An 11,365-nucleotide genomic window follows, 5' to 3' on the forward strand; every position below is an offset into this window, starting at 1 on the left:
CGGGGCCTGTCGATGACGACAGATGAAACGGGAACGCGACGCGGGGACGCCGAAATGCCGGAACGAACGGATGGACCGGTCGCCCGAAGACCATCCGCCGACGGCGGCGTACCCGTGAAACGGCCCGCCGCGCACTGCCTCCCATCCGGACTTTAACCGTCGGTCCAGGAATCCCACCTGGTCAACCGGCCGCTGGATGCGGACGGGTCGCGGACTATAACCGCCGGTTCGGAATTTCACCGACCCCGGAGTGCGCTGCTGCTGGTACACGATCAGTGTGCCACGCCCGCCGGTGGGCCATAGGGGTGCGTGCCTGTGGAGTGGCTCACAGGCGACGCGGAACGCGGGCCGCAACGGGACAGTCAGGCATTGAAGGTCCAGACCTATTGACGCAATGGTCTAGTCCTCTTAATCTCTGCGTCACCTCCGAGGAGCCGTCCCGCGGTGTGCGCACACCCGGGGCATCAACACGACCCACCCCCTTGTCAGTTGTGTTCTGCCGAACCTCCCCGGGAGGAACCGAACGTGCTGTCCCCCACCCGTGCGAGAGCCACCCTGCTCGCAGTCGGCGCCACCGTCGCCGGACTGCTGATGAGCTCGCTCGCCGCCACCCCGTCGGCCGCCGCCGACCAGGAGTCCTGTCGCCCCGACGGGCTCTACCGGACCCCAGGTGTCGCCGTCCCCTACTGCTCCGTCTACGACACCGAGGGCCGCGAGAAGATGGGCGCCGACCACCAGCGGCGGGTCATCGGATACTTCACCGGCTGGCGCACCGGGAAGGACGGCAGGCCCGCCTACCTCGCCTCCGACATCCCCTGGGACAAAGTCACCCATCTGAATTACGCCTTCGCCCACGTCGACGGCGACAACAGGATCTCCGTGGGCGCCGACGGCCCGGACAACGCCTCGACCGGCATGACCTGGCCGGGCGTCGCGGGCGCCGAGATGGACCCGGCCCTGCCTTACCAGGGCCACTTCAACCTGCTGACCAAGTTCAAGAAGAAGTACCCGAACGTGAAGACCATGGTGTCGGTGGGCGGCTGGGCCGAGACCGGCGGCTACTTCGACGACAGCGGCAAGCGGGTGGACTCCGGCGGCTTCTACTCGATGGCGACCAATGCCGACGGCTCGGTCAACCGGATCGGGATCGACACCTTCGCCGACTCGGCGGTCGACTTCATCAGGAAGTACGGCTTCAACGGCGTCGACATCGACTACGAGTACCCGACCACCATGAAGGACGCGGGCAACCCCCTGGACTGGAAACTGTCCAATGCCCGCCGGGCCGGCCTCGTCAAGGGCTACGCCGCGCTCATGAAGACCCTGCGCGAGAAGCTCGACCGCGCGTCCGCCACCGACGGCAAGCACTATCTGCTCAGCGTCGCAGCCCCCTCGTCCGGCTATCTGCTGCGCGGCATGGAGACCTTCCAGGTCCAGAAGTACCTGGACTACGTCAACATCATGTCCTACGACCTGCACGGCGCCTGGAACGAGTACGTCGGCCCCAACGCCGCGCTGTTCGACGACGGCAAGGACGCCGAACTCGCCCAGGCGAGCGTCTACTCGACCGCGCAGTACGGCGGGACCGGTTATCTCAACACCGACTGGGCCTACCACTACTTCCGCGGCTCGATGCCGTCCGGCCGGATCAACATCGGTCTGCCGTACTACACCCGCGGCTTCAAGAACGTGCAGGGAGGCACGGACGGACTGTGGGGCCGTGCCGCCACCACCGACTGCCCGGCCGGCGCGGGTCTGACCAAGTGCGGTGACGGCGCGGTCGGTATCGACAACCTCTGGCACGACCTGGACGCCAACGGCAAGGAATCGCCCGCCGGTTCCAACCCGATGTGGCACGCGAAGAACCTGGAGAAGGGCATCGTCGGCGACTACGTCACCGACTACGGATTCGCCGCGGACACCGAGCTGACCGGCACCTACGTCCGCAAGTACGACCCGACCCTGGTCGCGCCCTGGCTGTGGAACGCCCAGAAGAAGGTCTTCCTCTCCACCGAGGACGAGCAGTCGGTGGCCGCGAAGGCGAACTACGTGGTCGACAAGGGCATCGGCGGCACCATGATCTGGGAACTCGCGGGCGACTACGGCTGGAACGCCGCCAAGGGCCAGTACGAGCCGGGCTCCACGCTCACCTCGCTGATGTACGACACGTTCAAGTCCGCCGCCCCGTACGGCGCGAAGCGGTCCACCGTCGACCTGCCGACCCAGGCGCTCGACATCGACGTGTCGTTCGACCAGTTCCCGCTCGGCGACTCCAACTACCCGATCAGCCCCAAGCTGGAGATCACCAACAACACGAAGGCGCCCCTGCCCGGCGGCACTGAGTTCCGGTTCGACTACGCGACATCGGCGCCCGCCAACGCCAAGGACCAGTCGGGCTTCGGCACGACGATCGTGCGCAGTGACCACACCGCCGCCGACAACGTCGGTGGGCTGAAGGGCGACTACAACCGGGTCTCGCTGAAGCTGCCGAGCTGGCAGAGCCTGGCTCCCGGCGCCTCGGTGCAGGTGGACTTCGTGTACTACCTGCCCACCTCCACACCGTCGAACTGGACGGTGACCTTCGACGGCAGGTCGTACGCCCTCGTCGCCGATCTTGCACGCGGCACCACGCCGGTCGACCCCGGCACGGGTGCGTCGCCGTCGCCGGACCCGTCGACCAGCCCGAGCCCCGGCCCCGGCAGTGGCGGTTGCAGCGCCCCCGCCTGGAGCGCGGGCTCCGAGTACGGCGCCGGTACGACGGTCAGCCACGGCTCGCACCAGTGGAAGGCCAAGTGGTGGACGAAGGGCGAGACGCCCGGCTCCACCGGTGACTGGGGTGTCTGGCAGGACCTCGGGGCCTGCTGACGCTCCTCCCCTTGCCGCCCGGCGGTGACCGGTTCGCCCCCGGTCACCGCCGGGCTTTCGGCGACGACTCAGTGCTCACACAGGTAGAACGTCCGTTCGTAGAGCTGCTCGTTGTGTTCGTCGACGAAGAACTTGCGTTCCTGCATGAGCTGTTCGCGGTAGTTCCTGGCCTGCTCCAGGGTCATGGTCGAGGTGTCGGCCCATGGCTGTTGCGGCGGCACATCGGAGGTCGAGACGATCGTCTGCGACGGGTCGACCAGGAAGAACGCGAGGATCTTTCGATATCCCGGCATGGTGGGGTCCGCGAGGCGGAAGGAGCCGACGCTGTGTTGCAGGATGTTCGGGAATGCCAGGCAGCGGCCCGCCGGGGTCGATGCCGATCCCAATACCTGATTCAGCGAGTCTTCGTTCCCCAGGCCGTAGACCTCGTCCACCCCGTTGTCGTCGTTCTGTTCGTAGTCCGGCTCGCTGATCGACGCCCGGAAACTCAGTCGGCTCTCGGTGATGTTCTCGCTGTCCCAGTAGTAGATGCCGGTCGAGACGATCCGCTCGTTCAGCATCCCCTCGACATGCCAGGAACCACCGGCGTAGTCGGGCTTGTCCGGGGTGAGATGGATGGTGGCGAGCTTGACTATGACCTGGAGGCGACGGCCGCGAAGGTCGACGCGGGCGGAGTTGCCGGGCAGCGCGGGCGGGACGAAGGCCGGGGCGTCCGGGACGACCGGGCGGCGCTCGTCGTACCAGCCGTCCTCGGCTTCCTCCCATGCCTCGTACGCCTCGGTGTCGTTCTCGTCGTCGGGTTCGACCGGCCTGCCCGGGGCCTCGTCGTACCAGCTGAAAGGATCGGCCTCGATCCGCAGGGGCCGCGGACGGCGCAGATCGGTGAGCACGTTCTCCAACAGCGGGCGCAGGCGCGCGAACAGGACCGGCAGGACGGCGGCGAGTTCGCGATGAGCCACGGGGTGGACATTGTTGACGTACGAATGGAAGACGGCATCGCCGTCGTCACCGACCTCGACATCCGTGGGCAGCCACTGGAACTTCTCCGAGAATTCGTACTTCGACCGCTCGCCCTTCACGCGCTGCCAGGCCCGCTCGGGTGCGCCGCTCGCCTCGCGTACGAGGCAGAACAGTGAGGGATGAACCAGATCCAGCACCTGGCCGTCGGAGCCCGGATGCCAGTCCTTCTCCGCCTCGGGTACCTCTTCCAGAACCCGGACCGCCTCGCGCAGTCGGGACCTGAGCTCTTCGTCGACCAGTGTGTCCGACTGCCACACCCCGTCGACGGCGGACACCTCGATGCCGGTCCGGGCGTCCCGCAGCCCGGCGTAATGCGCCAGTTCGGCAAGCACATAACGGACCTGCGCCTCGGTCAGCCCCTGCGCCATCGCCTCTTTCGTCCACCTGGCCACGATTTCGGCGTCGTTCATCTTGTCGAACCACCCGGGCTTCGCCCGGATATGGGCGCTGCACTCGATCATCTGAAGTTCCCGCAGTGTCCGGGGCTCGGTGGACGTATTCGTGCGGACCGCGGAAAAGGGCAGCGGGAACGCGGACAGGTCGGTCAACTCGCTCAATCCTTCTGGTTGTTGTGTGGCGGCCGGAAGGATACGACAGCGGACTGACAGTGCCGCCGGCACCGATCAGCGCATCAGGCCGGGCTGAACAGCTCGTCCTGGGCCGCGTCCCGGGCGGCGAGCAGCGCGCCGCGGAGCACCGCGGCACCGCCGAGCCGTCCGGCCCTGACCTCGGTACGCAGCGGGGACATTCCGGCCAGCCGCTCCTCGACCCGTGCCGCGAGCGCGTCGCCGCCCGCGTGGCCGACCTCGCCCGCCAGCAGCACACAGCCCGGGTCGAGGACCGAGACGATCGCGGCGGCGCCGAGTGCGAGCCGCTCGGCGAGGGCGTCCAGGAACGCCTCGCTCTCGCCCTCCCCCGCCAGCGCGGCCCGCACGGCGAACGCGGCGCCCGGCTCCTTGTCCCCCTCGGCCGTGCCCGCAGGCGTCACGATGCCGTGGGCGGCGGCCAGTTCACAGACGGGGGCGGAACCCACCAACGAATGAAAGCCTCCGTCGCAATTGACGGCCGACGGGGTGCCGGTCGTGCCGGGGACCGGCAGGAAACCGATCTCGCCCGCGCCGCCGGAGGCCCCACGGCGCAGTTTCCCGTCCAGCATGACGGCCGCGCCCACGCCGTGTCCGAGCCAGAAGAGGACGAACGTGTCGCGTTCGCGGGCCGCGCCGATGCGGTGCTCGGCGACGGCGGCGAGATTGGTCTCGTTCTCGACCAGCACGGTGGCCGGCAGCCGCTGCTGGAGCACTCGGACCAGTCGCCGGTGCCAGGCGGGCAGCCCGGTGGTGTCGCGCAGTTCGCCGGTGACGGGGTCGATCAGGCCGGGCGCGCCGATGCCGACGCTGTGCAGCGGGGCGGCGCCCGCCTCGCGGACGGTGCGTTCCAGCAGTGCCGCGGCCTGTTCGGCGGCGGCCTCGGTGCCGGTGTCGCCACCGATGGGCAGGGTGGCCTCGGCCAGCGTGGCGCCGAGGAGATCGGCGACGACCACGGCGACGCTGCCGGTGCGCACGTCCAGCGCGGCGAGGTGGGCGCGGTCGGCGACGATCCCGTACAGCCGGGCGTTGGGACCGCGGCGCTCGGCACCCGACTCGCCGACCACCCGGACCAGGCCGGCCCCCTGGAGCCGTTCGAGGAGGTCCGCGACGGTGGGGCGGGAGAGACCGGTCAGGGTCTTCAACTGCGTGGCCGTCAGCGGGCCGTCCTGCTGGAGCAGTCGCAGGGCGAGCCGGTCGTTGATGGCCCGGGCGGTGCTCGGTGATGCGGGCATGCCGGGATCCTTCCAGATCACTGCCGCGCGGGTGGAGCGGGCGGGCTATTTATCAGGCAGGGTTCCTGATAGTTTACGGCGCGCACTGTGAAGACGGGCACCGGGGCGGCCGGTGACAGAGGATTCCCCAGGGGAGGGCACGGCGGTATGACATCGGATTCCACAGAGACGGTCTTCGGCATGGAACAGGTGCGGCGGGCCAGGTTCGCCGTGGCCGCGGTCTTCACCGTGCACGGCGCGGTGACCGGCAGCTTCGCCACCCGGGTGCCCTGGATCCAGGACCATGCCGGGGTCAGCGCCGGGCAGCTCGGTCTCGCTCTCGCCTTCCCGGCGATCGGCGCCTCGCTCTCGATGCCGCTGGCAGGCGCGATCAGCCATCGCTTCGGCGCCAGGACCGCGCTGCGCGGACTGCTGGCCCTGTGGACGCTGGCGCTGGTCCTCCCCGCGCTGGCACCGAATCTGCTGACGCTGTGCGCGGCGCTCTTCGTGTACGGCGCGACGGCCGGCATGTCGGACGTGGCGATGAACGCCCTCGGCGTCGAGGTGGAGAACCGCCTCGACAAGTCGATCATGTCCGGGCTGCACGGGATGTGGAGCGTGGGCGCCCTGATCGGCTCGGCCGCGGGCACCGTCGCCGCGCATCTGGGTGCCGACGCCCGGCTGCACCACTCCCTCGCCTCCCTCACCCTCACCGTGCTCGGCCTCATCGCCTGCCGCGGCGTGCTGGACCTGCGCAGCGAACCGGACGAGGAGCCGCCGCCGCGCTTCGCTCTGCCGCCGAAGTCGGCGCTGGTCATCGGTGCGGTGGGCTTCTGCGCGGTGTTCGCGGAGGGGGCCAGCCTGGACTGGTCGGCGGTCTATCTGCGGGACATCATGGACACCTCCGCCGGGCTCGCCGCGGCGTCCACGACGGCGTTCGCGCTCACCATGGCGGTCGCCCGGATCGCCGGCGACAAGGTGGTCGACCGCTTCGGAGCGGTCAGGACCGTGCGGGTGGGCGGCGCACTGGCGACGGTGGGAGGACTCCTGGTGGTCGCGTCGCCGAGCGCGCCGCTCGCGATGTGCGGCTTCGGCCTCCTGGGCCTCGGCGTCGCCGTGGTCGTCCCCCTCGCCTTCGCGGCGGCCGGGCGCAGCGGCCCGAATCCGAGTCAGGCGATCGCGGGCGTCGCCACCATCACGTACACCTCCGGGCTCATCGCCCCGTCCGCGATCGGCTCGCTGGCCGAGGCGACCTCGCTGGTCGTGTCGTTCGGCCTGGTGACCGTGCTGGCGTTCGGCCTGGTTGTGGGAGCCGGGGTGCTGCGGGTGGGTGACCGCCGGGCGGTGACGTCCTCGGACGCCGGCGCTCCGAGCGCGACGACCGCCGAGCCGCGCCCCTGAGCCCTCGGCTCCGCGGGGCGCGGCGGGCGGTTCGGCCGGCGATCGGGGCGAGCCTGCTGCGCTGCGGGGCGCGGCGCCCACAGGTCTCCCTCGGGCGGCGTCCGGAGCCGCCCGAGGGGCGGCGCGGGCCTTCGCGCCACCGGCGTCGGCGCCCGGCCGTGAGCGCGGTGCGTTGCGCGCATTACCATTGCGCTGATCATTTCTGCGGTGAGCACCATGCCGGGCGAGGCACTGGACTCCGCACCTACACACAGGGAGCGACCATGGGCCTCGGCGTGCGCTGGACCTTGCACGGCGACGGGAAGACCCCCGCACCGGGGGCCGTGGTCCGACCGGACGAAAGGCTCTCCTGGCCCCGTACGTTCGGGCTCGGCGCGCAGCACGTCGTCGCGATGTTCGGTGCGTCGTTCGTCGCCCCGGTGCTCATGGGCCTGGACCCGAACCTGGCGATCATGATGTCGGGTGTCGCGACGGCCATCTTCCTGCTGGCCACGCGCGGGCAGGTGCCCAGCTACCTCGGCTGCTCGCTCTCGTTCGTCGGGGTCGCCGCGACGATCCGGGCGAGCGGCGGCAGCAGCGCCGTGGTCACCGGCGCGGTGTTCGCCGTCGGTGTGGTGCTCTTCCTCGCCGGTCTCGCCGTACAGCGGTTCGGCGCGCGGATCATCCATGCGGCGATGCCGCCGGTGGTCACCGGCGCCGTCGTCATGCTGATCGGGTTCAACCTGGCTCCGGTGACCGCGTCGACGTACTGGCCGCAGGACCAGTGGACGGCACTGCTGGTGATGCTGTTCACCGGACTGGCCGTGGTGTGCCTGCGCGGATTCTTCTCACGCATCGCGATCTTCCTGGGCCTGGTCTTCGGGTACGCGCTGTCCTGGGTCCTCGACCGGATCTTCGGCAAGATCCACTCTCCGGCGGGCGGCGCCGAGGCCGTCGACCACTGGCGGCTGGATCTGTCGGGCGTCGCCAAGGCCGACTGGATCGGGCTCCCGTCCTTCCACGCGCCGAGCTTCGAGTGGTCGGCGATCCTCGTCGCCCTGCCGGTGGTCATCGCGCTGATCGCCGAGAATGCCGGTCACGTCAAGGCCGTGGGCGAGATGACCGGTGCCTCGCTGGACGACAAGCTGGGCACCGCGATCGCCGCCGACGGCGCCGCGTCGATGCTGTCGACGGCGGTGGGCGGCCCGCCGAACACCACGTACTCGGAGAACATCGGCGTCATGGCCGCGACCCGCGTCTACTCCACCGCCGCCTACTGGGCCGCCGCCTGCTTCGCTCTGCTCTTCGGGCTCTGCCCCAAGTTCGGCGCGGTGGTCGCCGCCATCCCCGGCGGTGTGCTCGGCGGCATCACCGTCATCCTGTACGGCATGATCGGCCTCCTCGGCGCCCAGATCTGGCTGAACGCCAAGGTCGATCTGCGCAACCCGCTGAACCTGGTGCCGGCCGCGGCGGGCATCATCATCGGCGTCGGCGGCGTCAGCCTCAAGATCACCGACAACTTCGAGCTGAGCGGTATCGCGCTGGGCACCATCGTGGTGATCACCGGCTACCACGTGCTGCGGGCCTTCGCCCCGGCCCACCTCAAGACCCAGGAGCCCCTGCTGGACTCGGGGACGTCGGCGTACGACGAGCCGACGTCGACCGACAAGACGGAGTAGGCCACGGCGTTCCCGGCCGGACCGGTGGGTGTCACGGCCGTTCCCCCGTTCCGACGACCACCCGGCCCCTCAGAAACAGTCTCCGTACCAGTGGACCGCGCCCGGAGCCGTGACCGTGGCCCGGACCGCTTCGGCGGTGGCGTGCAGCGGTCGTGCCATGCCCACGTGCTCCGCCACCGTCCGGGGGTCGGTCAACAGGGCCGGCAGAGCCGTCCGGACCTCGGGACCGTCCGGCATCCTGACCCGGCCGCGGGTCAGCCCCGCGGCCCGGCCCCGCGCACCGACGGCGGCGAACAGATCACCCAGGCATTCGGGCGCGCCCGCGAATTCACGCACCTCCACGCACTCCCCCTCGTGCTGGGCCACGATCCAGCCGACGAGCGCCCCCGTTCCGGGGTCCACCGCGACGAGCGAGCGGTCGGGCACGCCGTACCAGGCAGGTACGCGCACCGCCCAGTCCTCCGGGCCCCGCAACGAGCTGAGCGGCCTGTTCGCGTTGTACGCGTGGTGCAGGGCGGTCACCTCCACGGCGTCCCGCGCGGTGGCCCCGCGGACCCGGAACGCCCCGGAGGCGGCCGGGGGCGCCAGCGACCCCTCGGTGCAAGCACTGCCGAATTCCTGCCACCCCGAGCCCCGGTAGACGCCGGGCGTCCCGGTGAACAGCAGGGACCAGGCACATTGTTCGGCCGCCATGGTGCGCTCCGCCTCCACCAGCAGCCGCCGTACCAGTCCCCGGCCGCGGGCCTCGGGGCGAGTGGCGACGCTGCCGATGCCACCGACCCGCTGCGGCGTGCCGTGCGCGTCGCGGATCAGCCTCGGCACGTAGACGACGACGGCGTCGATCCCGCCCTCCGGACCGTTCTGCGCGACGAACGTGTGACGGTGGCGGTCGGGGTCCAGCGCGTGCAGCCGGGCGATCTGCGGAGCATCGAAGCAGCGCCGCCACAGGGCGGCCAGGGCCGGGTCGTCGGCCGGGGTCGCGGTCCTGACGACGGTGGTCACAGGGTCAGGTTCCCGTCCGTGCGTACCGAGTCGCCGTTCTCCGGCATCGCGCTGCGCCGGGTGCCGTCCTCGACGCACGCGGTGTGCAGGACCGAGTCCAGGGCGTCCGGGGCGAGGTGGAGCGTGCCGCCGGTGAAGCGGCTGCCGGTCGCCGCGTAGTGGTTCGTGCCGTCGGCGATGCGCACATGCGCGGTGTCCGGTCCGGAGGCGGCGCTGCTGAGCGCGGAGATGTCCCAGGTCACCTTGCCGGGCCCGGCCGCGCGGCCGAGCAGTGCCTTGGCCTTGTTGCTGCCGGTGAGACGGGCACCGCCGGTGACGGTGATCCGCTGGTCGCGCACGGCACTGAGCTCGATGCCGGTGTTGTCGTAGCTGCCCCCGTCGATCCGCAGATCCGCCGATCCGACCGAGAGCGGGGCCGCGTCGTCCGGGCCGGTGACGGTGCAGTCGGTGAAGCGGACGGGCCCGGCACCGCGCAGGATCGCGCCGTCGACTCCCTTGAAGACGCAGCGCACGAAGTGGACGGGCGCGGTGACCGGGGTCTGGACGAGGACGGCGCCCGCGGGCGGCTCGAAGGAGCAGTCGCTGATGGTGGTCGGCCGGGGGGAGCGGGCGGAGCGCTGGGCGACGGCGAAGGTCCTGGCCGTGCAGCCGCGGACCTGGGCGCCGTCGGCGTTGACGGTGAGGGTTCCGGCCTGGTCGAAGGTGGGGCGCGCGATCACCGTGATGTCTTCGAGCGTCAGATCGGTGATCTTGGTGTTGGCGGTGAACCAGGAGCAGACATGTCTGCGTACGGTGATCCGTTTCGCGGAAATCCCCCACTGCGCACCGGAGTTGGCTATGTCCATCAGTCCCGAGTTGCCGTCGAAGAGCAGATCGTGCTCGTACTGGCCGTGGGTGGTGAAGGGGTTGCCGCCCGCGTCGTCGCCGTCGCCGTGGCAGTTCACGACGGTGCAGTAGGCGGAGGCGGTGAGGTCGTTGAGATGACGGACATTGCTGGTCGTGCAGTCCGCGACCCGTCCGTACAGGCAGTAGATCTGCTGGGTGAGGTAGCCCGCGCCGCCGTACTCGACGGTGGGCGGGTTCTTCAACGAGCAGTCCTCGGTGCGGAACCGGGTGCACCAGCGGCGCATGATGACCGGCCAGAAGGTCCCGGTGGCATGGATTCCGGAGACGTCGCAGCCGACGGCGTACTCGAAGCTGACGGGGTGCGAGCCGGTGTACTCGTCGGGGCCGGCGCCCTCGAAGACCATGTTGCGGATGTGGGTGTCGCGGACCGGTTCGATCCGGGTCCAGGTCAGGGTGCGGCCCGCGGCGAGTTCCCAGCCGTTGAGGTAGCCGATCCGGATGTGGTCCGCGTCGATGATCTCGGTGATCTCGACGAGCTTCTGCAGTTCGCGTTCGTCACGGCCGCCGCCCTCGACCGGATCGACCTGGACCGACCACCACTGGCCGACCTCGAACGCCTTGGCGTCGGGGACCGGGAAGGTGTCGGTGAGTTCGACGACCTTGCCGGAGAGCGCGTGCTTGACGGTGGTGTCGGTGACGGTGCCGCGGAAGGAGAGGACGGCGCCGAAGGGGTTGTCGTGGGTGTTCTTCTCGATGCCTTCGGTGTGTATGCGGT

Annotated in this window: 7 protein-coding genes and 1 riboswitch; of the genes, 3 read left to right on the forward strand and 4 right to left on the reverse strand. The window is 70.2% G+C overall.

The genetic code is table 11. The features are described from left to right. Nucleotides 1-127 precede the first annotated feature (127 nt). Nucleotides 128-258, reverse strand: a riboswitch (FMN riboswitch). 267 nt (nt 259-525) lie between these two features. Beyond that, the gene (locus ACIRP2_RS36450) at nt 526-2,865 is read left to right on the forward strand and encodes a chitinase C-terminal domain-containing protein (RefSeq protein WP_404258060.1); all 2,340 of its coding nucleotides are present in this window, start codon (nt 526-528) and stop codon (nt 2,863-2,865) included. A 68-nt stretch (nt 2,866-2,933) separates the two neighbouring features. On the opposite strand, the gene ACIRP2_RS36455 is transcribed toward ACIRP2_RS36450, so the two are convergent. After that, the gene (locus tag ACIRP2_RS36455; RefSeq protein WP_404258062.1) at nt 2,934-4,433 is read right to left on the reverse strand and encodes a DUF4246 domain-containing protein; all 1,500 of its coding nucleotides are present in this window, start codon (nt 4,431-4,433) and stop codon (nt 2,934-2,936) included. Between the two features lie 83 nt (nt 4,434-4,516). Further along, nucleotides 4,517-5,704, reverse strand: a complete 1,188-nt coding sequence (locus ACIRP2_RS36460; protein ID WP_404258064.1) for an ROK family transcriptional regulator — start codon at nt 5,702-5,704, stop codon at nt 4,517-4,519. A 147-nt stretch (nt 5,705-5,851) separates the two neighbouring features. Between ACIRP2_RS36460 and ACIRP2_RS36465 the strand changes: the two genes are divergently transcribed. Both ACIRP2_RS36465 and ACIRP2_RS36470 read left to right on the forward strand, forming a co-directional pair. Beyond that, the gene (locus ACIRP2_RS36465; RefSeq protein ID WP_404258066.1) at nt 5,852-7,084 is read left to right on the forward strand and encodes an MFS transporter; all 1,233 of its coding nucleotides are present in this window, start codon (nt 5,852-5,854) and stop codon (nt 7,082-7,084) included. A 263-nt stretch (nt 7,085-7,347) separates the two neighbouring features. Beyond that, the gene (locus tag ACIRP2_RS36470; RefSeq protein WP_404258068.1) at nt 7,348-8,742 is read left to right on the forward strand and encodes a uracil-xanthine permease family protein; all 1,395 of its coding nucleotides are present in this window, start codon (nt 7,348-7,350) and stop codon (nt 8,740-8,742) included. Between the two features lie 69 nt (nt 8,743-8,811). Here ACIRP2_RS36470 and ACIRP2_RS36475 read toward each other — a convergent pair whose 3' ends face one another. Together ACIRP2_RS36475 and ACIRP2_RS36480 are read right to left on the reverse strand one after the other, a co-directional pair. Next, on the reverse strand, nt 8,812-9,744 hold the full coding sequence (locus tag ACIRP2_RS36475) for a GNAT family N-acetyltransferase (protein ID WP_404258070.1): 933 nt from the start codon (nt 9,742-9,744) through the stop codon (nt 8,812-8,814). Then, nucleotides 9,741-11,365 (reverse strand): peptidase C14 (locus tag ACIRP2_RS36480; RefSeq protein ID WP_404258072.1); only part of this gene is annotated, 1,625 nt, incomplete at its 5' end. The genes ACIRP2_RS36480 and ACIRP2_RS36475, both read right to left, overlap by 4 nt.

The sequence above is a fragment of the Streptomyces sp. NPDC101194 genome, from assembly GCF_044767885.1.
Classification (GTDB): domain Bacteria; phylum Actinomycetota; class Actinomycetes; order Streptomycetales; family Streptomycetaceae; genus Streptomyces.

Excerpts from the sequence above, each read along its gene's own strand:
- ACIRP2_RS36465 (WP_404258066.1), top strand. The coding sequence starts at position 5,852 with ATGACATCGGATTCCACAGAGACGGTCTTCGGCATGGAACAGGTGCGG.
- ACIRP2_RS36460 (WP_404258064.1), bottom strand. The coding sequence starts at position 5,704 with ATGCCCGCATCACCGAGCACCGCCCGGGCCATCAACGACCGGCTCGCC.
- ACIRP2_RS36470 (WP_404258068.1), top strand. The coding sequence starts at position 7,348 with ATGGGCCTCGGCGTGCGCTGGACCTTGCACGGCGACGGGAAGACCCCC.